We start from the raw sequence: 22705 nt of genomic DNA, 5'->3' as shown, positions 1-22705 counted from the left end.
ACTACTCAAACAGGAGCCACGCCAGCTTAACCCGGTGACACGCCGATCTCCCACAGCCTTGACGCCGGACCCAGGCCGCTAACCGAACGGCATTGACACTAGTGGGCATCTTCCTTAGCTCGTCGGGGGTTCAGGCAGCGCCAGGACGTTTTAGCGCCGGCGGAACATGCCCATTCTTCGCGCCCGGGACTGGGCACAATGGCACTTTGTCCATCCGTTGCCCCCGGCGCGGGGCATGTCCCTTCGGGCCGGTGTCCAGTCCAGCGGGACATGCCCATTCTTCGCGCCCGGGACTGGGCACAATGACACTATGTCCATCCGCTGGCCCCGGCGCGGGGCATGTCCCTGAGCAGTGCCCTCCCAGCCCCCACCCCGCCACGCACCCCCGTTGAACCAACGAAATGCCCACCTGCCCTCCCGGCTCTTCGAATCGGGGCGGCGTGCCGGGTGTAAACTGGGGAACGCCCATCAGGGCGATCTTAAATACGACAGGGGAGCGCCGCCGTCGGGCATCACTGGAGAAATCCAGCGGAACCGCAGGTGGGCGCTGAGAGTGCGGACAGCCGCAGACCCTCGAACCTGATCCGGTTAGTACCGGCGCAAGGGAGTCGAGTTCTCAGAGTGCCCGGCGGGGCGGCGGAAGCCGAGGCCCCGCCGGAGCACCCTCCCCTCCTGTTCCTCAGGAGGACGACATGACTGATACATCTGCAGCGCAAGATTCTGCACGCAAGGCACTCACCCGGCCCGGTTACGGCTGGCGAGTGGTGGATATTGTCGTGGCCGCGTTGATCGCGGTGGCCGGCGGCGTGATCTTCTGGGCCTGGTCCCAGGGCGCCAACGTTATTTCCGCACCCGTCAACGCGTTCTACCCGCCGCTGACCGGGCTCTACGCCGGCGGCTGGATGATCCCGGCGGTGCTGGGCATGCTTATCATCCGCAAGCCGGGCGCTGCCCTGTTCTGTGAAACCGTGGCCGCTACCGGCGAGCTCATCATGGGCTCGCAGTATGGAGTCACGGTGTTGATCTCCGGCGTCCTGCAGGGCCTCGGCGCGGAGCTGGTGTTCGCCGCAGTGGTTTACAAGAAGTTCAACCTGCCCGTGTCCCTGCTGGCCGGCGCCGGCGCGGGCCTGTTCGGCGGACTCAACGATTCGTTCCTGCCCTGGGGCTGGAACATCGCCTACGCCGGCGGGGACAAGCTTGCCTATATCATTTTCACCGCCATCTCCGGGGCCCTGATCGCCGGCGGACTGTCCTGGCTCGCCACCCGCGGACTGGCCAGGACCGGGGTGCTGGGCTCCTTCGCGTCCCGGAAAGCCGCATCGGAACCCGTCTTCTCCTGACGGCCGCACCCGACTGATGACATCCATCGACAGGGTCCGCCCGGCCGCGGTCAGCGCGCGCGGCTGGGGCTGGCGGCACGCCGGAAGAACCCAACCGGCCGTCAACGGCCTGGACCTGGACATCCGGCCCGGGGAACGCCTGCTGCTGCTGGGGCCCTCCGGTGCCGGCAAATCCACGCTGCTCCATGCCCTGGCGGGGGTGCTGGGCGACAGCTCCGCCGGTGCCACAGAGCGTGCCGCCGGCCGTGCCGTTGGCCGTGCCGCCGGCCGCGCGCCGGCGGACGCCGAGGACCCGGACGAGACCGGCAGCCTCCTGATCGACGGTGCCCCGCCGCGGGCACAGCGCGGCCGGGCCGGGCTGATGCAGCAGGATCCCGAGACCCAGGTGGTGCTCTCGCGCCTCGCCGACGATGTCGCGTTCGGTGCGGAGAACCTGTCCGTGCCCCGGGAGGAGATCTGGCGTCGGGTGGCGGAGGCGCTGGACGACGTCGGGCTGGGCCGGCTGCCGCCGGACCACCCGACGTCGTCGCTCTCCGGCGGGCAGAAGCAGCGCCTGGCGCTCGCCGGCATCCTGGCGATGCGCCCCGGGCTGATCCTGCTCGACGAGCCCACCGCAAACCTGGACCCCGCCGGTGTCCTGGAAGTCCGCGACGCAGTGGGACGCTGCCTCGACAAGACCGGGGCCACCCTGGTGGTGGTGGAGCACCGGGTCTCGATCTGGAAGGACCTCGTGGACCGGATCGTGGTCCTGCAGCCGGGATCAGCCACCGAGGCCGCCGTGCTGATCGACGGGCCGCCGGACCAGGTCCTGGCGCAGGCGCGGGACATGCTCATCGCAGCGGGCGTCTGGGTTCCGGGTTATGTGCCGCAGACCCGGGCACGCAGCGCGGCCGTTTCCGGCGGCTCCGGGGGCGGCTCCGCGGGGCAGCTGCTGCTCGCCGTCGAGGACCTGGCCGTCTCCCGCGGACGGCCCCGCCGGTCCGGGGTCCGCGGCGGGTTCCGCGCTATCGCGCTGGAACCCGTGCAGTCCGGCATCACGGCCCGGATCCGCGCCGGAGAAGCGCTGACCGTTACCGGGCCCAACGGCTCGGGGAAGTCCACGTTCGCCCTGACCCTGGCCGGTCTGCTCGCGCCGGTGTCCGGCACGGTGTCCGCCACGCCGGAACTGGGCGCAGGTGCCGGCACCGACCCCTACAAATGGAGGGCCCGGCAGCTGATCCCGCGGATCGGCACCGTGTTCCAGGAGCCGGAGCACCAGTTCGTCACCGGCCGTGTGCTGGACGAACTGATGTTCGGCCCCCGTCACCTGGGCCGCGGCGAGGAACGGGTGGACGAACTGCTGGAACGCCTGCGGCTGACCAAGCTCGTGGACGCCAACCCCTATACCCTCTCCGGCGGCGAAAAACGGCGCCTCTCCGTGGCCACCGTGCTCGCCGCGCACCCGCGGGTGCTCGTCCTGGACGAGCCGACCTTCGGTCAGGACGCCAACACCTGGGCCGAGCTTGCCTCTTTCCTCGCCGAACTTCTAGATGCTGGCACCGCGGTGGTGTCCGTGACGCACGATGCGGATTTCACCGACGTCCTGGGCGGCACCGAGCTCAGACTCCGCGCCGCTGAGCGCGACGAACCCGGGCACCTCGAACCGGGAAAGGTGGGCGCACCGTGAGGGAGGAGCAGACCCTACGCGGCAACCACGCCCTGCTGGCCCGCGCCAACCCGCTGGCGAAGTTCGCCGCCGTCGTGCTCATCACGATGGTCCTGGCGCTGTCCATCGACTGGGTATCCGCCTCAGTGGCGCTCATTCTCGAGCTGGCGCTATTTCCGCTGGCCGGGCTGACTCTCGGCCTGCTCTGGCAGCGCGGCTGGCCGCTGGTCCTGGCGGCGGCGCTGGGCGGTTGGAGCACCACGATCCTGGCGCCGGATTCCGGGGCCATACTGCTCGACGCCGGGATCTGGTCCATCAGCGAAGGATCCCTCGAGCTGGGGCTGGGTGTTATGCTCCGCGGACTGGCGATCGCACTGCCGGCCGTGCTGCTGATGAGCTGCACCGACCCCACGGACCTCGCCGACGCCCTGGCACAGAAGGCGAAATTGCCACACCGCTTTGTGCTGGGCACCCTGGCAGCCATGCGGCTCGTGGGGCTCATGGCCGAGGAATGGCACACCATCGGCATGGCCCGCCGTGCCCGCGGCGTGGGCTCCCACGGGAATCCGGTGCAGCGGCTCCGGGCTACGCTGGGGCAGAGCTTCGGGCTGCTGGTCCAGGCGGTCCGGCGTGCCACCCGGCTGGCGGTCACCATGGAGGCACGAGGGTTCGGCGGCTCACAGCGGACGTGGGCGCGGAAATCGGTCTACAGCATCCTTGACGTGTGGGTGCTGCTGGGCGGGCTGGGGATCGCCGGGGCCGCCGTCGCCGCGGCGCTGGGGGCCGGGACCTGGAACATGGTTTTCCTCGCGCGGCAGTAGCGGGCAGTATCGCACAGTACGGATATTCCTGCGAGTTTAACGCCATTTCGGCGGTAATCCCCGGGGTGAATAACTCATCCGTGATATTTTTTTGTGATGACTCAACAGACTGCTGAACATGTAGGCGTGCTGCTCCGCGATGCCCGCGGCCAAAAAGGCTGGACCCAGGGACAGCTCGCCGCCGAGCTGGGAACCAGCCAGAGCGCCATCGCCAGGATGGAACAGGGCAAGCAGAATCTGAGCCTGAAAATGATCCAGCGGCTCGAGACCATCTTCGGCCGCACCATCGTCAAGGTGGGCCGCCCGGCCATGACCCACCTCCGGGTGGAGGGCGGCCGCAGCCTCTCCGGCGCCGTCGACGTCAACAGCAGCAAGAACGCCGGCGTCGCCCTGCTTTGCGCCAGCCTGATCAACCGCGGCACCACGACGCTGCGCCGGCTGGCCCGGATCGAAGAGGTCAACCGGATCGTGGAGGTGCTGACCAGCATCGGCGTCGAATGCACCTGGCTCAACGCCAGCGATCTGCAGATCCGCCGCCCCGCCGTCCTGGACCTCGGCTCCATGGACGTGGAAGCTGCCCGCCGTACCCGCAGCGTAATTATGCTGCTGGGTCCCTTGCTGGACGAATCCAGCGAATACCGGCTGCCCTACGCGGGCGGCTGCGACCTCGGCACCCGCACCGTGCAGCCGCACATGCAGGCGCTGCGCCAGTTCGGCCTGAGCGTGGACGCCAAGTCCGGCTTCTACGCGGTGCAGGCACCGCCGTCGGACGGACTTGACCGCTCGTTCGTGCTCGGCGAGCGCGGTGACACCGTCACGGAGAACGCCATCATGGCCGCCGCCCACCGCCGCGGCACCACGATCATCCGCAACGCCAGCCCCAACTACATGGTCCAGGACCTCTGCTTCTACCTGCAGATGCTCGGTGTGCAGATCGACGGTGTGGGAACCACCACCCTGAAGATCACCGGCCGGCCCTCGATCGACGTCGACATCGAGTATTTCCCGTCCGAGGACCCGATCGAGGCGATGAGCCTCATCACCGCCGGCATTGTGACGGACTCGGAAGTCACCATCCGCCGCGTCCCCATCGAGTTCATGGAAATCGAACTCGCGACGCTGGAGCAGATGGGCCAGCGGCTTGAGGTCTCCGGCGAGTACCTGGCCCGCAACGGCCGCACCAGGCTGGTGGACGTCACCACCAAGCCGTCTGCACTGCACGCGCCGGAGGACAAGATCCACCCTATGCCGTTCCCCGGCCTGAACATCGATAACCTGCCGTTCTTCGCGGTCATCGCAGCCAATGCCAAGGGCCAGACGATGATCCACGACTGGGTCTACGACAACCGCGCGATCTACCTCACCGAACTGAACAAGCTCGGCGCCCAGGTGCAGCTGCTGGACCCGCACCGGATCTACGTCAACGGCCCCACCAAGTGGCGCGCGGCCGAGGTGGGCTGTCCGCCCGCGCTCCGTCCCGCCGCCTGCCTGCTGCTGGCGATGCTCGCTGCCCGCGGCGTCTCCGAACTGCGGAACATCTACGTGATCGAGCGCGGCTACGAAGACCTGGCCGAGCGGCTGAACACCATCGGCGCGAAGATCGAGTACTTCCAGGACTGACCCCCTGGCGCCCCACTGACCAAAGCAACGCGGGGTCACATCGCGCCCGTCCGGCGGCCCGGCATGGGCGCGGAGTGACCCCGCGTTGGGGTAGCGCGCTTGGGCCGGTCCTGACGCACAATAGATGCATGCGCACCTTCGGTGTGGAGGAAGAACTGCTGATCGTCGACCCGGAAACGGGGATGCCCCTTGCCCTGGCCGACGTTATGCTGCCCACCCTGGTCCCGCCAGGGCCGGACACCGGCCGGGAGGTAGCCGCCGGTGTGCCCAGGACTCCGGTCCACGAGGACGCCGGCTTCAGCTTCGAGCTCAAACTTGAACAGATTGAAACCCGGACGCAGCCGTGCCTGGACTACGCCGCACTCTTGCGGCAGGTCCTGCAGGGCCGCGCCCTGGCAGACCAGGCCGCCCGGGAACACGGCGCCCGCGTCGCGGCCCTGGCCACCTCGCCCCGGGGATCTGCGACCCACACCACGCCCAAACCGCGCTACATCGCCATGCAGGAGCGTTTCGGGGTGATCGTCCGGGACCAGCTGACCTGCGGCTTCCACGTCCATACCCTTGTGGAGTCGCCGGAGGAGGGCGTGGCGGTGATGGACCGGATCCGCGACAAGCTGGCTGTGCTGATCGCCCTCAGCGCGAACTCGCCCTACTGGAACGGCGCGGAGACAGGCTTTGAAAGCTACCGCACGCAGGCGTGGAACCGCTGGCCGGGCTCGGGGCCCACCATGATTTTTGGCAGCCTGCCGGTTTACCGGCGGTTGGTGACCCGGCTGGTGGACAGCGGCGTGCTGCTGGACGAGGGGATGATCTACTTCGACGCGAGGCTCTGCCGGCACCATCCCACCGTGGAGGTCCGGGTCGCGGATGTGTGCCTCCGGGCCGGGGACGCGGCGCTGCTCGCCGTGCTGGTGCGCGCGCTGGTGGAATCGGCCGCCCGGGAATGGGCCGACGGCGTCGAGCCCGCCCCGGTGCCGACGCTGTTGTTGCGGATGGCGGCCTGGCAGGCCAGCAATTGCGGGCTGCGCGGGCAACTGCTGGACTTCGGCACCTTCACGCCCGCCCCGGCGCCGGACGTCGTCCAGGCCCTCGTGGACTATCTGGCCCCCGTGCTGGCGGAGCAGGGCGAGCTCGAGCAGGTCCGGGCGGGCATCGCGCGGATCCTCAGTGAAGGGACCGGTTCCCAGCTGCAGCGCCGGCCGTTCGCGCACGGTGGACTCGCCGCCGTCGTGGCCCGGGCCGTGCAGCTGACCGGCGAGGGGGCCGGGACCGGGGATCCCGCGGAACAGGCCCCGTCCCTGGGCCGGGTGCGCCGGGCCTGACATCGCCGGGCCGAACATCGCAGCGGGACATGCCCATTTTTCGCACCGGGGACTGGACGCAATGACCCTATGTCCATCCGCTGGCTCCGGCGCGGGGCATGTCCCTTCGGGCCGGTGTCCAGTCCAGCGGGGACATGCTCATTTTTCGCACCCGGGACTGGACGCAATGACCCTATGTCCATCCGCTGGCCCGGGCGCGGGGCATGTCCCGGAGTCCGGCCACCGCGCCCGGACCCCCGACGAACTAACGAGAATGCCCGCTAGACCCGCTTGAGCGCCTGGCCGAGGTCGCTGATCAGGTCATTGCTGTCTTCCAGTCCCACGGAGAGCCGCACGACGCCGTCGCTAAGCCCGATCGCCGCACGGCCGTCCGGGCCCATGGCACGGTGTGTTGTTGTGGCGGGGTGGGTGATGAGGGACTTCGCGTCGCCCAGGTTGTTGGAGATATCGATGATGCGCAGCCCGTCCAGCAGGGCGAACGCGGCGTCCTTGGCGGAGCGGCCCGCCGACGGCGAGAGCTCAAGCGTGAGCACCGTGCCGCCGGCCTTCATCTGCTTCGCGGCCAGCCCGTACTGCGGGTGCGATTTCAGCAGCGGGTACCGCACCCAGCTCACCGCGGGCTGTCCCTCAAGCCATTCGGCCAGCCGCAGGGCCGACGCCGCGGAGTGGTTCACCCGCAGGGCCATGGTTTCCAGGCCCTTGGTCAGCACCCAGGCGTTGAACGCGGAGAGCGCCGGGCCGGTATGGCGCATGAGCTGCTTGACCGGGCCCCCGATGAATTCCCTGGTACCCAGGATCGCGCCGCCGAGCACCCGGCCCTGGCCGTCGATGTGTTTGGTGCCGGAGTAGACGATCACGTCCGCGCCGAGCTCCCCGCAGCGCTGCAGCAGGGGAGTGGCAAAGACATTGTCGACGACGACCGTGGCGCCGGCGGCGTGTGCCAGTTCGCTCACGGCGGCGATGTCCACGATTTCCTGCATCGGGTTCGACGGCGACTCGAAGAAGACCGCCGTCGTCGGCTCGCCCAGCGCGGCCTGCCATTGCGCCAGGTCCGGGCCGTCCACGAAGACCGTCTCCACGCCCCAGCGCGGCAGGATCTCGTTGAGGATCACGAAGCAGGAGCCGAACAGTGAGCGGGCGGCCACCACACGGTCGCCCGCCGCCAGCAGCGCGCCGAGGGCGGTGAACACCGCCGACATCCCGGACGCCGTCGCAAAGCATGCCTCGGTGCCTTCGAGCAGCCGGAGGCGTTCCTGAAAGGTCGCCACCGAGGGGTTGCCGTAGCGGGAGTAGACGAAGCGTTCGTCCTCGCCGGTGAAGGCGCGTTCCGCTGCGGCGGCTGATTCGTAGACGAAACCGGAGTTGAGGAAGATCGGCTCGGTGGTTTCCTGGAAGCCGGTGCGGTCGAGTCCGCCGCGGACGGCCTGCGTGCCGGGGCCCCAGCCGGCGGCGTCGGGATTGAAGGTCACCTAGTGCTTTCCGCGGATGGTGGGCAGGCCCCGGTTCTTCCAGCCGTTGACGGTCCGTCCGCCGTGCCGGTCCGGTTCGCCTTCGTAGCCTTCGAGGACGTTGTACGAGGTGAAGCCGGCCTCGGCGGCGGCCTCCGCGGCGGCGATGGAGCGCACGCCGGAACGGCAGAGAAATATCAGTTCGGTGCCGTGATCTTCGGGTGCCTGCTGCTTCAGCTGGTCCAAGAACTGCCTGTTGGGGATACCGCCGGCCAGGTTCCACTGGATGAACAGCGGGGCGTTCCGGGTGCCGTTCGCGGATGCGGTGTCCGGGACGCCGATGTGGGCCCATTCATCCTCGGTGCGGACGTCCACCAGGAGCGCGCCCGCCTCAAGCCTGGCCCAGGCTTCCTGCGGGCTGAGGTCCCCGGCGTACCTCACGCGTGGCCCTCGATGGTCTCTTCGTAGCCGAAACCGTCGCTGTCCAGATCCTCGACAGCGCTTGCGACGGCGGCGTCAGCGATGGCGATTGCTGCCGGCAGCACCACAGCCTGGACAACAATGACGCTGCTGCCGTTGACGGTGGCGGAGGGGCTTCCGTGCAGCACATAGCCCTCGGCCAGGGCGGCCGAGACGCGCTCGCAGAAAGCGCGGTCGTCTGGGCCGGTGAACAGGCGGTAGGCCAGTTTCCCCTCTTTGGTCGCGGCGGTCGCGGCGGTTGCGGCGGTTGCGGCAGTTGCCGCGGGGGACGGGGCGGGTGCTGTGCTTGGCACGGCGGGGGCGGACGCGTCAGTCACGACGGATCTCCTTCTTTCACGCTTGCAGCTCGAATGGTCGATATGCCGAGTATTCACCTGAGGCACCCCGCCGCGAAAGGGAGGGTTGCCGACCGGCCAGTCAGGGCTTGGTGCCGGGTCTCATTACTCCCCAAAAACGTAACACTTACGACGCCGGCCCGCACCGCCGTCGTCGTCATGTTTAGTAACCGGACCGGTCCGTGACCTCATGGTGGCCCCTCGAGAAGCAGGTAGCTGTGCCGGACGGCAGTGGTGCCGGGGCGGGCGTTGCAAGTAGTGGCCACTCGTGTGCCCCCGGCCGGTGGCCGGTCTACTGGGAGGACAGGTCCGGCCGCATGGCCGGCAAGGTCTCAGATGCCTGTGAACCGCCGTTGCCGGAGAACCGGCAGCGGCGGGACGCAGTGGAGGGGGAACCATGGGTCCGCGCATATTGGTCACCGGAGTAGGCAGCGCAGCCGGCTGCGCCGTCGCTGCGCAGTTGTCGGCCCGGGGAATTCCCGTTCTCGGCGCCGACAACAGCGACGTGCCGGGCCCCGACGGCGCCGAGACCGTCCGGATCCCGCCGCCTGGTGATCCGGACTGGGTCCCTGCGCTCCGCCGGCTCATCGACGCACGATCCCTCAATGTGGTCATTCCTACGCTCAGCGAGGAGCTTCCGTACCTGGCCGCCGCCCGCGCCGGGTTCGCCGAGGGCATCCGGCTCATCGTCGCCGACCCTGGCCCGGTCGCCCTCGCCAACGACCGGCTCTTCACCGCGTGGACGCTGCACGCGGCCGGGATCCCCGTTCCCCGGTTCGGCGTGGCCAGCGACTTCGCCGCCGCGCCGGCGTCCCTGGCGGCACTGGGCGGTCCCGTCGTCCTGAATCCGAGGTCGGCCCAGGCCGGTCAGGGTGTTCAAGTGCTGGCCGAAGCCGGTGCGGTGGACTGGGGACTTGTGCCGGAGGGCCAGATCGTCCAGGAGTTCATACCGGGAACCTCGTACCTCGCCATGGTCTTCGGCACACCCGTGCACAACGCCATGGCGCCAGTCGCCGTCGTCTTCGAGCAGACCGGGCCGCGCAGACCGGGCTCCGGAGGCGGGGATTCCGGAAGCACAGACTCCGGAGGCGGGGGGACCGGCCGGCGGGTGGCGGCGGGCGAAGCCGCCGGGATCGGCAAGCTGGCCCTGGCCGCCGTCCGCGTACTCGGCCTGACCGGGCCCGTGGACGTCGAGATCCGGTGCCGTGCCGATGCGGCCCCTGTGGTGCTGGGCGTGAGTGCACATTTTGGGGCCAGCAGCGCGTCCGCGCCCGAGCTGCTCGACGCGGTTCTGGCGACTTTCCTCCTCCCGTCGTTCAACCCTGCGTCCTTCCGGCGGTGCCCGGCTGTCTACGCAAGAGTGCTGGGCTGAGCCGGCCATGGCGGCGGAGCACACCTGGCTGATGGCCCTCGGGCTGCCGGTCCTGGCCCTCGGGCTGGCACGAGTCCTTGCCCTGCCGCTTGCGGCCTGGTTCGAGGTCCGGGCCACCCGCCGACGGCGCAGCGGCCCGCCCGGCCTCTGGGCCCGCTGGCCTACGGTGTCCATCATTGTTTCGGCGCACAGCGAGGCGGCTGTGATTGCGAACTGCGTACGGTCCGTCCAGGCGAGCAGGTATGAGCGGTACGAGCTGATCATCGTGGACGACGGCTCCACCGACAACACCGCCGAGCTGATGGCGGGGTTCGCCGCGCAGGACGGACGGATCGTCATCACGGCGCAGTCCCATGCCGGCACGGGTAGCGCACTGAACCTGGGCATCCGTTACGCCACAGGGGAGATCCTCATGTTCCTGGCCGCGGACGCGGCCGTGACCCCGCGCACCATCGACCGGATGCTTCAAGGCTTCGAGGACCAGCGCACCGGGGCGGTCCGCGGCAGCGAAGGGACAACGGAGCCGACGTCGGGTCCGGCCCGGGTCCTGGACCTCATCCGCCGGCTGGGCAGCGGCACCACCTGGCGCGCACAGTCGGTGACCGGCGGCCTCCCCACCATGTCCGGGGGAATGACAGCTGTGCGCCACGCCGTCATTGCCGAGGTGGGACCATTCCGCGAAGACACGGCGGAGGGTGACCTTGAGCTGGGCTGGCGCGTGCGCCAGGCCGGGTACCGGGTTGTCTTTGCACCGCGCGCCCTGATCCGGAAGGCGGGGCCGTCGAATATGGGCGCGCTCTGGAGCCACCAGGTCCGCCGCGAACGGTCGCTTCTGCAGTCCCTGTGGATCCACAAGTGCGCGATAGGGGACCTGCGGCGGCGCGCCCTCGGTGACAGCCTCATGGCGGCGCTGTTGGTCACTGTCTTTGGGCCCGTGCTCCAGCTCGCGGGCCTGCTCACTTTGGCCTGTCTGGTGCCGCTGGGCTATGGCCGGCTCGGAGCAGATGCCTGGGCGGTGCTGGGCGGCGTGGTGATTTCCGCGACGCTGGGAGTCGCGGCGCTGGAGCTGGTGATCAACGGCTCGTGGGGGAAGCTGCGCCGGGTGTGGGTGTTCCCGCTTCTCCCGGTCTATGCCGTATACCGCGGTCTTGCGCTGCTGGCCGCTCTGGTGAAGGAGCTCAGCGTCCTGGCAGGGCGGCGGAGCGGCTCCGGGCGCGGGGCCGAAGGCCGGACGGTCCGGAACCGAAAGCATGGGGCAACGCGGGGTCACCTACGGCCCGTCCCGGGCCGCCGGATGGGCGCTATGTGACCCCGCGTTGCTGTAGATCGTGGTTAGTCGATGGTGGCGTAGAGCGCATTGAGCTCGGCCGTGAGCTGCCTGCGCAGTTCCGGGGTGCCGATTTCCCTGCCGTGGATGTGGTTGACCGGGGCCAGCAGCCGGATGCTTGAGATCAGCCAGACGGCGTCGGCGTCGTACAGATCGTCCGGCTCCAGCGGCCCGTAGCCCAGCTCCCAGCCGGCGGCCTTGGCGGCTTTGAAGAGGGCGCCCTGCGAGGTGCCGGGCAGGATCCCGCTGTCCAGCTGCGGCGTGATGAGGCGCCGGACGGTGCGGACACCGCCGGCGCCGTCGTCGGAGGATTCCAGGTGGGCGAGCAGCACGGTGGACGTCGGGCCCTCCAGGACCCGGCCGTCCGCGGAGACGAAGATGACATCGTCCGCGCCCTGGGCGTGCGCGTAGCGTAGCGCTGCCATGTTGACGGCGTAAGAGAGGGTCTTGGCGCCCATCAGGAGCCAGGGGGCGCGCTCGCCGGCCTCGCTGTCGTAGCCGCGGTCCAGCAGGATGACGTCGATTCCGGTCTCTCGCTGGCGGCGCCCGGCGGCACCGGGAGCCGAAGCCTGGACCCAGCAGCTCGGTGTGTTGGTGCCCTCCACGCCGCGGGTCACGAGGAGCTTCACGGCCACCTCGTCTGTGCCCTCTTCCGTGCCCTCGTCCGTGCCCGGTTCGGCGGAGGTGCGCGGGCCCCGGTACTCGCTGATCGCGGTCTCGATCGCCCGGCGCCAGGCGTCCGGGGCAGGAATATCCAGCTCCAGCAGACCGGCGGATCCGGCAAGGCGGTCCAGATGGGCCTGAAGCTTGCGGGGCTTCCCGCCGACCGCAAGGAGGGATTCGAAGACCCCGTCACCGCGCGTGGCGCCCTGGTCAGTGACCATCAGCTGGGGTTTTGAGGCATCGGCAAGACGGCCGCTTTCGAACGCGGGATCCAAAAACACCAGAACCGTGACGGGGCCGGGACCGGAGGCAGGAGAAGTCATGGCTTCAGCTTAGTGCGGCCGGCCACGGGATAAGATTTGCAGGTTGCCCGATTCGGAACTGTTCCGCGGGTCCTGGACTGGAGGGGTTCGCCTGTGCTGTGGCCATTTTCGCTGGCGGAATCACTCCCATACTGGGCCATTCTCATCCTGACCCTGATCGACCTCGCCATCCGCGTGCTGGCCCTCGGCATCATCCCCGGAAACCGCCGGCCCACCACCGCGATGGCGTGGCTGCTGATCATCTTCTTCGTCCCTGCCGTGGGCGTGGTGCTGTTCCTGCTGTTCGGTAACTTCCGGCTGTCGCGGAAGCGTAGAGCGCAGCAGGATGCCGTGAACCGGCGGGTCCGCGCCGGCACGTCCGAGCTGGCTGATCTCGAAAGCCGGTACAGCGGTCCGGAATGGGTGGCGTCCGCCGCGGAACTGAACAAGACCCTGGGCTCGCTGCCCATGGTGGACGGCAACAGTGTGGAGCTGCTGCCCGGCTACCCCGACTCGATCAAGGCGATGGCGGCGGCGGTCCGGGAGGCCAAGAGCTTCGTCAACGCGGAGTTCTACATCCTGAGCTCGGACCACTTCACGGACGATCTGCTGACCGCAATGGAAGAGGCCGCCGAGCGCGGCGTCGAAGTCCGGCTCCTGTTCGACCACCTGGGCACGCTGCGGATCCCGGGCTACCGCAAACTGATCGCCCGGCTCAAGGCCGGCAAAATCAGCTGGCGGCCCATGCTGCCGCTCCGGCCCGTGCGCGGGCAGTGGCGCCGGCCGGATCTGCGCAACCACCGCAAAATCATGGTGATCGACGGCGAGACCGCCTTCACCGGCTCGCAGAACCTGATCGAGCCGTCCTACAACAACCCCCGGCACCGCAAGGTGGGCCGCGAGTGGGTGGAGCTGATGGCCTGCCTCCGCGGCCCGATCGTCACCACCCTCAACGTGGTCTTCGCCACGGACTGGCTCAGCGAAACGGACGAGGCGCTCGAGGACCAACTGGCGCACCGGCCCGAACCCCACGCCGGGGCGATCACGGCGCAGGTGGTCCCCAGCGGACCCGGCTTCATCACCGAAAACAACCTGCGGCTCTTCAACACCCTGATCTACTCGGCGCAGCACAAGGTCTCTATCTGCAGCCCTTACTTCGTCCCGGACGACTCTTTGCTCTACGCCGTAACGACGGCGGCGCAACGCGGCGTCGACGTCGAACTGTTCGTCTCGGAAAAAGGCGACCAGCTCCTGGTCCACCACGCCCAGCAGTCCTACTACGAGGCCCTGCTCGAGGCCGGGGTGCGGATCTACCTGTACAAGGCGCCGTTCGTGCTGCACGCGAAGCACTTCACGATCGACGGCGAAGTGGCAGTGCTTGGCTCGAGCAATATGGACATGCGCTCCTTCTCGCTGAACCTTGAGGTCTCGGTGATGGTCCTGGGCGAGGACATCGTCAGGCGGATCCGTGCCGTGGAGGACAACTACCGGGACATCTCGCGCGAACTTGTCCTCGATGACTGGATGAAGCGTCCCATGCTGGTCAAGTATGTGGACAACGTCGCACGGCTGACCGCGACCCTGCAGTAGCCCGGCGCACTCTTCAGAGGCGTCAGCCGGGCGGGAACTGCGCGCCGAGCGCGGAGAGGACGCCGAAGGCCTTGGTCCGGATCTCCTGGTACTCCTCCTGCGGTGCGGAATCCGCCGTGATCGCCCCGCCGACGCCGAGGCTCAGACCGGCCCCGCCGCCGGCCTGCTCCGTGACCACGAGAGTCCGGATCGCGACCGCGAGGTCGGTGGCGCCGTTGAGTGAGAAATAGCCGATCGCGCCCGAATAGATGCCGCGGGGTGCATCTTCGAGCCGGTCCAGAATGGCCATGGTACTGATTTTGGGGGCGCCCGTCATGGATCCTGCGGGGAAGCAGGCCGCGACGGCTTCGGCGCGCGGCGCACCGGGTTTGAGCCGCGCGTCGATGGTGCTGACCATCTGGTGGACGGTGGCGTAGCTTTCGATCGTGCACAGCCGGCTCACGGACACGGAGCCTGGCACGGCGAAATGGCTCAGGTCGTTGCGCAGCAGGTCCACGATCATGATGTTCTCGGCCCGGTCCTTGGGCGAGGATTCGAGGTCCCGCCGCAGCAGCCCGTCCCGTCCCGCGTCGGCGTCCCGGCCGCGGGTGCCCTTGATCGGCTCGGCCCGCATCCCGCCGTCGGCCGCGATCCGGAGGAAACGCTCCGGCGAAGTGCTGGCCACGGTGAGGTCCCCGAAGCGCAGATAGCTGGCAAACGGGGCGGGATTCCGCCGGCGCAGCGCCAGGTAGGCCTGCCAGGGGTCCAGTTCCCCCGGAATCAGGGGTGCCGTCAGGACGGTGGTGAGGCAGACCTCGTAGCTGTTGCCCTCCGCGATCTCACGCTGGGCCTCGGTGATTTTGGACTTGTACGAGACCTCCGAGTCGCGCGCGGCGAAGGCCGGCCCGGCGGAACGTTCGACGGCGGGATGTACGACGGCGGCACGTTCGCCGGCAGGCACCGGTGGCGGCGCCGCTTCGGCCGCCGCCACCGCGGCACGGGCTGTCGCCAGCCAGTCCCCGGCGTCGGCGGTGTCCAGTGCCAGCACCCACACCGTTCGTTCCAGGTGATCCAGCACCACGGCGCGGCCGGCGAAAATCAGGCAGGCATCCGGCGTGCCCGCGGTGACGTCGCTGCCGCCGGTCTCCCGCTTGAGCTCATATCCGAGGTACCCGAGCCAGCCCAGAGTGAAGTCGCAGGGGTAGCCTTCGGGCGCGCGCAGGGCCCGGCGTCCCCAGACGCCGTCCAGCCAGCGGAAAAACGGTCCCTCGGTTCTTACAGTGGAATTTCCGACGCCCACGCAGGTCGTCCCGGAGCTGTGCCGGACCGCCTGGCCGAAGGGGCCGCCGTCGTCCGCCAGGATGCTGAAGCGGCTGCGTTCCGCGGCTTCGGGGGCCGGGCCGTAGTGGGTTGGACCCGCCGGGTCCAGGGATGAGTCGAGCCACACCGCGTTCCGCGAGCGGCCGAAGAGCATCTCAAAGAGCCGGGCGGCGTCCGGGACAGCGTCGATCCGTTCGGCCCGTAGCTGGAGGCCGCGGCGGGCCGCGAGCTCGGGCAGCAGCACCGGGGCCACGGCGGGCAGGTACTGGAGGGCCTGCAGCACCTCCTCCGGCGCGTCGGCGTCGGCGGTGTTGAGCACGTGCACATCGGCGTGGGCCGGAACGTCATCGGCGGCCAGCCACTCCTCCTCCTGGGCAGCCCATTGCGCCCAGAATGGTTGGTAGCTGTCGCCGTCGCGGGCCAGCGCCCTGCTGCGGCGGTCCTGCTCCGGCGCATCGGCCCAGATCACTGCATCCACGAAGGGCCGGGCCGCTTCGGCAGCGGCGCCGACGCCTTCGACCAGGATAATCTCGGCCGGCCGGGTGGTGCGGGTCCCGCCGTCGTAGTGGTTGTTCCAGTCCCAGCTGACCCACCGGGCCGGCTCACCGCGGCGGAGCGGCGCCAGGACCGTGGAGGCGTAGCGTTCAATGCCGGCGGCAAGTCCGTTCCAGCCGGGGTAGATGTCCTCCAGATGAAAAAGTGAGACCTTGTGGTGCTCGCGGAGCCGTGCCGCCAGTTCGATCGCCAGGGTGGTCTTGCCTGCGCCCGAGCGTCCGTCAATGGCGATGATGACGGGTGCGGGACTCATGAAATAGAGCGTACCCGCTGCCCGGGCTGGTCCGGGATGTTAACGGCCCGGGCCGTCCCGGCCGCTGGCGTTGCGCCGGGAAGGACCTGATGGTGGGTGAACCGTCAGGCAAGCTGTGCCGCGGGCGGCGGGATTTGCCGCACACGGACTGCGATGCCGGCGCAGAGGATGACGGCGAGGCCGCCGAAGATGGTGGGCCAGGTCAAAGTCTCACCCAGTAGGAGTCCGGCCCAGCAGATGCTCAGCACGGGCTGGATGAGTTGGATCTGGCTGACTTGTGCCATGGGGCCGATGGCCAGGCCGCGGTACCAGGCGAAGAAACCGAGGAACATGCTGACGACGCCGAGGTAGGCAAGGGCGGCCCACTGGACGGGCGTGCCCGACGGCGGTTGCTGGCCAGCGGAGAGCGCTGTCAGGAAGACCATCAGGGGGGATGCGAGGACAAGCGCCCAGGACACGGTCTGCCAGGCGCCGAGCTCGCGCGCGAGCAGGCCACCCTCCGCGTAGCCGATGGCGGCGGCCACGACAGCGCCGAGGAGCAGCAGATCCGCCCAGCCCAGCTGCCCGAAGCCCCCGGACTGGGCGGAGGCGAAAACTATCGCCGCCAGAGCGCCTATGGCGCTCGCGACCCAGAAGCCTGCCGGTGGACGCTCGCGGGCCCGGAGGACGGCGGCCGTTGCCGTCGCGGCCGGAAGCAGCGCGATGACGACGGCACCGTGGGTGGCGGGCGCCGTCGTGAGTGCGAACGAGGTGAGCAACGGGAAGCCCACGACGATCCCGCCGGCGACCACCGCAAGCCGCGTCCACTGCCCGCCCCGGGGCAGGCGCTGCCGCGTGAGTGCGAGGGCCAGGACTGCCAGGATCGCGGCCATAACCGCACGGGCGGAGCCGATGAACAACGGCGAGAGCCCCGCGACCGCCACCTTGGTGAACGGGACCGTGAACGAGAACGCCGCTACTCCCAGGAGGCTCCACCACAAGCCGTTGGGCTGCCGCGACGATATCACTGGGCGAAAATGGCTAGTAGCGCTACTCTTGTCTCTCATGAACCACGATAGCAGTTCGAATATTGCGAAACGACTGCAGGAATGGATCGCCGGTGCCACGCCGGGATCCCGTTTGCCGTCCACACGGTCACTGGTTGCCGAGCACCGGGCCAGCCCGGTGACGGTGCAGAAAGCCCTACAGGCGCTCACCGCACAGGGACTCATCGAGAGCCGGCCCGGCGTCGGGACCTTCGTGCGGGCCGTCCGGACCGCGCGCCTGTCAGACTACGGCTGGCAGACCGCGGCGCTGAGGTCACCACAGACGCCTCCGCGCTCGGCTTCCGCCGCGATGCGCAGCACAACGAATGATGTCATCGCCTTCCACTCCGGCTACCCGGACTGGGAACTCCTGCCGGAGCGCCTGGTGCGTGCGGCGCTCGCCCGGGCAGCCCGGAGCGGCGCGGCCTTGTCCCGCCCACCGGCGCCGGGGCTTCCCGAGCTGCAGTCCTGGTTTGCGCACGAACTCGGCGCCTCGACGCCCGCGGGAATCACCCCGCCAGCACCGGGCGACGTTGTTGTGCTGCCGGGAAGCCAGAGCGGACTCAGCTCCATCTTCAGGGCCCTGGTGGGCCCGGGACAGCCCCTGCTCATGGAATCCCCGACCTACTGGGGGGCCATCCTGGCCGCCGCGCAAGCCGGCGTCCGCGTCATCCCGGTGCCCAGCGGACCCGACGGCCCCGACCCGGAAGAACTGGCCCGGGCCTTCGAAGAGTCCGGCGCACGGATGTTCTACGCACAACCCAACTACGCGAACCCCACGGGAGCGCAATGGACAGCCCGGCGGGGCGAACAGGTCCAGGACATCGTGCGCACGAACGGTGCGTTCCTGGTCGAAGACGACTGGGCGCACGACTTCGGCATAAACACCACGCCCGTGCCCATCGCCGCGCGCGACGATTCCGGCCACGTCGTTTACCTTCGCTCGCTGACGAAGAGCGTATCCCCGGCCATCCGCGTCGCGGCGGTGATCGCCCGCGGCCCGGCGCTTGAACGCATCCTTGCCGACCGCGCAGCCGAGTCGATGTACGTCAGTGGCCTGCTCCAGGCCGCAGCACTCGATGTGGTCACCCAGCCAGCCTGGCAAACGCATCTGCGCAGCCTCCGCCACCAGCTCCAGTCACGGCGCGACCTTCTGGCCGCCAGCCTGCGCGAGTACGCCCCGCAGGCACACATCGGCCACATCCCGAAGGGAGGCCTCAACCTCTGGGCGCGCCTTCCCGACGGGACCGACCTGGAACTGCTGGGCCGCGACTGCGAGAGCGCCGGAGTCATCGTCGCTGCCGGCACCGAATGGTTTCCGGCCGAACCCACGGGCCCGTTCCTCCGACTCAACTTCGCCGGACCCAACCCCGGCGCTTTCCGGGAAGGTGCGCGCATCCTGGGCCAGGCACTCGAACGCAACAGCCGCTGAATGAGTCCCAAAGGGTCCGCCTCGTCCATGGCCCGCCGGTAGACGGCATGCACCTGAGGGGCGCCGTTGAAAGCTCTCCCGGGTGTCACCGGCCCGTGGGCGGGGCGGGGGTAACAGGCGGGGGTAACGGGCGGGGCCCGAGGTTAGTGCATCAGGGCCAGCATGACCCCGACGGCGACGAACAGGACGCCGAAGCTGCGGTTGAGCATCCTCTGTCCGCGGGCGTCGTGGGTGAAGCGCTGGAAGGACGTGGCCGCGGCGGCGAAGAAGAACCACATGACCAGGACGTCGATAGCAACCACGGTCACGGACAGGATCAGGTACTGCGGGAGCAACGGTTCGGCCGGGCGGATGAACTGCGGCATAAAGGCCAGGAAGAACACGATCGCCTTGGGATTGAGCAGGTTGACCCAGAGCCCGCGCCGGAACATGGAAAACGCCGGCTCATTGCGCAGCGCGGCGGCCTTCTCCTGGTCCAGGTCCGGCTTGTGCCGGAATTGCTGGATACCCAGAAAGACGAGGTAGGCGGCCCCGGCGTAGCGGATGACGTTGAAGGCCACCGGCGAACTGGCCACGAGGACCCCGACGCCCAGGGCCACGATCAGGATGTGCACGATCAGTGCGGCCTGCTGGCCGAGGATCCCCCAGATGGAGCGGCGGAACCCCGAGTTCAGCGAGTTGCTCATGGTGTTGATGGCGCCCGCGCCAGGAGTGAAGCTGATCAGGACGCCGGCGCCCGCGAGGGCCAGCCACAGGGAGGGTTGCACTGATTCAGTGTACGGACTTCAGTGTACGGACGACGGCGGAGGTCCGGCAAGTTCTGTTTCCCGCAGACCGCAGGGTGCTGGCGGACCACCTGCGGAGCAAAGCCTTCCGGTCGGTTGTTCTGTTCTCGGGGCGGGGGCTCGGACGACCGTTCCGGAAATAGTGGCATGAAGTTCGCCGCACCGTGCAGGAGCAGTCCACGGAGCCTGGAACCATCTCAAACTGTAGTTTCGAGAGTGAAGTTGACACAATACTAAAGTTTCCAAGGAGTTCTAAGATTCCGCTGCAGAACGTCTGTGTCGTTTTCAAAAGTCGTCTGCACGGAACGTCAGAAGCCGTCTGCACTCCGTCATTACCGCAGCCATTGCGTGCATAACCGCAGCCATTGCGTGACCCGAAGGTTTTTCCGAGAGAACCAGCCAGCGCGCTGTTACGCCCTATCGGCCGGAGGGACGCAGGTCGGAGCGGATGGTCACTGCCTAGGGAATGAGTGCTTCTTCGTCGGAAAGCTGTTGATCCTTTTTCCGCGCGTCTCTGAACCTCGAGAATAGAAGCACGAGAGAGGCCAGCAGGAGGAAGGCGGCGGCGGCCCAGAGCGCCGTATCGGTGCCCGCAACGGTGGCTATGACGCCGCCCAGGGGGCTCCGATGACGATCATTCCTCGGTTCACCAAACGCCTCGTGGCACTCATGCGGGCTATGAGCCTGTCCGGCGTCACAGCCTGCTGGTAGCCCATTTCCTGTGGCCCTTCGACTCCCATCGACATGCCGAATAGCAGCTGCCCGGAGGCGGCCAGAGCAAACGCAGCCCACAAATGTCCCGGCCAGTGCAGCGGGGAACCGTAAATCTCTCCAGTGCGTTCCCCGCCGGCGGCGAGGGGCGACAACGCCACCAAAGCGATAGCAAAGGGTTGGGCCAGACGCGCCACAACCATGGCGTTGCCCGTACCCCATCGGTGCCCCAGTCGGGTGGACAGTGTGGTGCCGACGACGGCCCCGATTCCGGAACACCCATCACCAAACCCAACCCCAAGGCACTCAAACGAAGGTCATTCAGAATCACAGTCGACAGGACGGCCCCGAGAATGGCGGAACCGATGAACCATATGTGGGTACTCCACGCCAAGGGCGCCAAATGGGAATGGCCGTAAACCCACCGCAGACCCTCCGCGACCTACGCGCCGCCTTCTACAGGGCGGCCGCGATTATCTCCGGCGTCACCGTCGTGGGTACGCAGGCAACTATCGACTGAAGGACTGGCATAGCCATCGGCATCCCGCGCCCGGATGGAGGACCCCGGCAACATCATCGATCCGACCACCCGGACTGATGATCGGGGCACGGAACGTCCTACTGAAGGACTATCGGGGCTTCCCCGCCGGAACCGTCACGACCTGGACCTCCGTACGGACGTCCGTGGTGAACACCGCACCCTAAGGTCCTGACGAGCAGGGTCATCGTTAAATTAGAGTCACAGCAGTGCAGCCAGGGAAGGTCACCATTGGGGTGACCGGCCCTCGCAGCACTGCTATAACTCCACGGCGAACCGCCACTCCGAATTGCCGTTTGGCCGCCGTTATCGGCTACAGCCATGGAAACCCGGCGGGACATTCTATAGCTCCTGGCGAGGGGAGCGTCGGGCCGACAGGCCTAAGGATGTCGGCGTCGTCCGTGTGTCACGCTCTCCTACGCTGGAGCTGCTGGAGGTATCCGATTGAAAGGACGAACGTCAGCCAGATCTGCCATACGGGTCCAGACGTTAGGTCGGTCCAGGGGATAGTACCAAGACCGAGGCCTACGATGAGGCCGAGGCCGAGCCACAGAGTGGCCGGGGCAATGCTTGCGCTATTTCGGAAGGCCGGCGCCGTCGAAATGCCGGCAAGCAGCAGACCACACGCTGCCCATCCAATGAGAAAGACGCGGAGAAGCTGGTCCCTCACGGTGCCATCGCTTGGCCATAAGAACACTGGTATGGCGACTGAGGCCAGGATAAAGGCGGTGGCGAGAAAAGCGTCCTTTCCTTTGGCAGACTTAGTTGCCGGTTGGGCTGTCACTGACATACTCACTCCTTAGTAGGGGCCGCACCTGACGATCGGATAGCAGGAAGAACGGTTGCAATAGTTCAGGCTTACACACCACGGGCAAGCAATAACAGCGCATGCGATGCATGACCCAGGGTTACCGCAGGCAAAAGCACACCCCCAGCAGCATCCTTGCACGCAACCCCAGTTCTGCTCGTCGCACCTGCGGTACATGCAGTCTGGACAGCCACTTGCCGTAGGTGACGGTTGATTGTCCCGAAGGGCGGCAATGTCCGTTGCAACGCCGTCGTCTGCTTCGGCCATCAGCCGTGACGTCTCGGGGCCGGTGATTCGGTAGACCCGCGTCAAACGCCTGGTTGTTCCAGACCTCGTAGTGACGTCGTAGGTAGCTACGACGACGTCCCCGTGGACGTAGGAGACGGCCACCATGCTTCCGCCGCCATTAAGTGCGTGGCGCACGCCCTTAACCGTGGGCGCATCAGCTATTTCTTCGGATACTGCCACACCAGCAATGCCGGCGCTGAGCATGGTGCGGGATTCGGCCCCGACAGATTCAAGTCCCATCAGCTTTGACATATGGGACGATCCTGAAGACGCTTTCCACGCTGCCAGTGCCTCGCCCCCGGTCAGATCTTCCTTTGAAGTTCCCGATAGCTGATCGAACCAATGTTCGCTTCGGCGGTTCTTTACTGGTCCGGCGACTGCTGCCGTCCCGCTGCTTGCCAAGATAGAGATGCCCAGCGCAACCCCTGCTGCACTTCGCAGGAATACATTGCGACTGACACCGCGTTCGGACCCACGGTTATTCTCGGCACTGCGCTGACGAAGCGCTCCCAGTTTCTGGAGAATCCTCCAGCTTCCGCGCAATCCGAGTCGGCTTGTCATTGCGAGTCCCATGGCCGCGCCTGTTTTGGCGATGACCTTGTCGTCAACAATTTCGATTAGGGTCGGGGTCCAAGGTGCGTCTGCACCTAACCCAGCGTTTTCATCAGAGCTGGGCTGAAGGGTGTGTTTAAGAGACGAAAAGGTGCTCTGACAAGGGAAAATAGGGGTGTTGAAGCCGTTATTCC

General features: G+C 67.9%; 17 protein-coding genes and 2 riboswitches. Of the genes, 9 read left to right on the top strand and 8 right to left on the bottom strand.

The window, feature by feature from the left end; genetic code table 11:
- Positions 1 to 480: 480 nt before the first annotated feature.
- Positions 481 to 624, top strand: a riboswitch (TPP riboswitch).
- 68 nt (positions 625 to 692) lie between these two features.
- From RCH07_RS17280 to RCH07_RS17260, 5 genes are all read left to right on the top strand, one after another.
- A complete protein-coding gene (locus RCH07_RS17280; protein WP_326968719.1) occupies positions 693 to 1340 on the top strand; it encodes an ECF transporter S component in 648 nt (215 codons plus the stop codon).
- Positions 1341 to 1356: 16 nt separating this feature from the next.
- Positions 1357 to 3006, top strand: coding sequence for an ABC transporter ATP-binding protein (locus tag RCH07_RS17275; RefSeq protein ID WP_326968718.1), 1650 nt, complete (start codon positions 1357 to 1359; stop codon positions 3004 to 3006).
- Entirely contained in the window at positions 3003 to 3806 is an 804-nt protein-coding gene (locus tag RCH07_RS17270; protein ID WP_326968717.1) for an energy-coupling factor transporter transmembrane component T family protein, read from the top strand. The genes RCH07_RS17275 and RCH07_RS17270 overlap by 4 nt, the downstream gene beginning before the upstream one ends.
- Positions 3807 to 3902: 96 nt before the next feature.
- Positions 3903 to 5426, top strand: a complete 1524-nt coding sequence (locus tag RCH07_RS17265; RefSeq protein ID WP_326968716.1) for a UDP-N-acetylglucosamine 1-carboxyvinyltransferase — start codon at positions 3903 to 3905, stop codon at positions 5424 to 5426.
- A gap of 128 nt (positions 5427 to 5554) precedes the next feature.
- A complete protein-coding gene (locus RCH07_RS17260; RefSeq protein ID WP_326968715.1) occupies positions 5555 to 6748 on the top strand; it encodes a glutamate--cysteine ligase 2 in 1194 nt (397 codons plus the stop codon).
- 260 nt (positions 6749 to 7008) lie between these two features.
- Here the strand turns inward: RCH07_RS17260 and RCH07_RS17255 are convergent, their stop codons facing one another.
- Genes RCH07_RS17255 through RCH07_RS17245 form a run of 3 tightly spaced genes read right to left on the bottom strand, consistent with a single transcriptional unit; the run spans position 7009 to position 8882 of the window.
- The gene (locus tag RCH07_RS17255) at positions 7009 to 8217 is read right to left on the bottom strand and encodes an O-succinylhomoserine sulfhydrylase (protein ID WP_326968714.1); all 1209 of its coding nucleotides are present in this window, start codon (positions 8215 to 8217) and stop codon (positions 7009 to 7011) included.
- Positions 8218 to 8637 (bottom strand): rhodanese-like domain-containing protein, encoded by a 420-nt coding sequence (locus tag RCH07_RS17250; protein ID WP_326968713.1) that lies wholly within the window; start codon positions 8635 to 8637, stop codon positions 8218 to 8220.
- Positions 8634 to 8882 carry a DUF1737 domain-containing protein gene (locus tag RCH07_RS17245; RefSeq protein ID WP_326968720.1) on the bottom strand — a complete coding sequence of 83 codons (249 nt, stop codon included), beginning with the start codon at positions 8880 to 8882 and terminating at the stop codon, positions 8634 to 8636. Before RCH07_RS17245 ends, RCH07_RS17250 begins: the two co-directional genes overlap by 4 nt.
- Positions 8883 to 9006: 124 nt before the next feature.
- A riboswitch (SAM riboswitch) is annotated at positions 9007 to 9121 on the bottom strand.
- Between the two features lie 287 nt (positions 9122 to 9408).
- Here RCH07_RS17245 and RCH07_RS17240 point away from each other — a divergent pair.
- Together RCH07_RS17240 and RCH07_RS17235 are read left to right on the top strand one after the other, a co-directional pair.
- On the top strand, positions 9409 to 10383 hold the full coding sequence (locus RCH07_RS17240) for a hypothetical protein (RefSeq protein WP_326968712.1): 975 nt from the start codon (positions 9409 to 9411) through the stop codon (positions 10381 to 10383).
- A gap of 7 nt (positions 10384 to 10390) precedes the next feature.
- Positions 10391 to 11692 (top strand): glycosyltransferase, encoded by a 1302-nt coding sequence (locus RCH07_RS17235; protein WP_326968711.1) that lies wholly within the window; start codon positions 10391 to 10393, stop codon positions 11690 to 11692.
- 23 nt (positions 11693 to 11715) lie between these two features.
- On the opposite strand, the gene RCH07_RS17230 is transcribed toward RCH07_RS17235, so the two are convergent.
- Positions 11716 to 12696, bottom strand: coding sequence for an aminodeoxychorismate lyase (locus RCH07_RS17230; protein WP_326968710.1), 981 nt, complete (start codon positions 12694 to 12696; stop codon positions 11716 to 11718).
- Positions 12697 to 12789: 93 nt separating this feature from the next.
- On the opposite strand from RCH07_RS17230, the gene cls reads away from it, so the two are divergent.
- A complete protein-coding gene (gene cls, locus RCH07_RS17225) occupies positions 12790 to 14265 on the top strand; it encodes a cardiolipin synthase (RefSeq protein WP_326968709.1) in 1476 nt (491 codons plus the stop codon).
- A gap of 22 nt (positions 14266 to 14287) precedes the next feature.
- Here the strand turns inward: cls and RCH07_RS17220 are convergent, their stop codons facing one another.
- The gene (locus RCH07_RS17220; RefSeq protein WP_326968708.1) at positions 14288 to 16372 is read right to left on the bottom strand and encodes a chorismate-binding protein; all 2085 of its coding nucleotides are present in this window, start codon (positions 16370 to 16372) and stop codon (positions 14288 to 14290) included.
- Between the two features lie 104 nt (positions 16373 to 16476).
- Complete coding sequence (locus RCH07_RS17215; protein ID WP_326968707.1) at positions 16477 to 17418, bottom strand: DMT family transporter; 942 nt, start codon at positions 17416 to 17418, stop codon at positions 16477 to 16479.
- On the opposite strand from RCH07_RS17215, the gene RCH07_RS17210 reads away from it, so the two are divergent.
- Positions 17417 to 18829 carry an aminotransferase-like domain-containing protein gene (locus RCH07_RS17210; RefSeq protein WP_326968706.1) on the top strand — a complete coding sequence of 471 codons (1413 nt, stop codon included), beginning with the start codon at positions 17417 to 17419 and terminating at the stop codon, positions 18827 to 18829. The genes RCH07_RS17215 and RCH07_RS17210 overlap by 2 nt on opposite strands.
- A gap of 143 nt (positions 18830 to 18972) precedes the next feature.
- On the opposite strand, the gene RCH07_RS17205 is transcribed toward RCH07_RS17210, so the two are convergent.
- Both RCH07_RS17205 and RCH07_RS17200 read right to left on the bottom strand, forming a co-directional pair.
- Positions 18973 to 19596 (bottom strand): LysE family transporter, encoded by a 624-nt coding sequence (locus RCH07_RS17205; RefSeq protein ID WP_326968705.1) that lies wholly within the window; start codon positions 19594 to 19596, stop codon positions 18973 to 18975.
- 2066 nt (positions 19597 to 21662) lie between these two features.
- The coding region (locus RCH07_RS17200; protein WP_326968704.1) for a hypothetical protein at positions 21663 to 22705 on the bottom strand (1043 nt) is incomplete at its 5' end.

The sequence above is a fragment of the Arthrobacter sp. CG_A4 genome, assembly GCF_035985125.1.
Lineage (GTDB): Bacteria > Actinomycetota > Actinomycetes > Actinomycetales > Micrococcaceae > Arthrobacter.
This window is presented reverse-complemented; position numbering and strand designations above follow the sequence as displayed.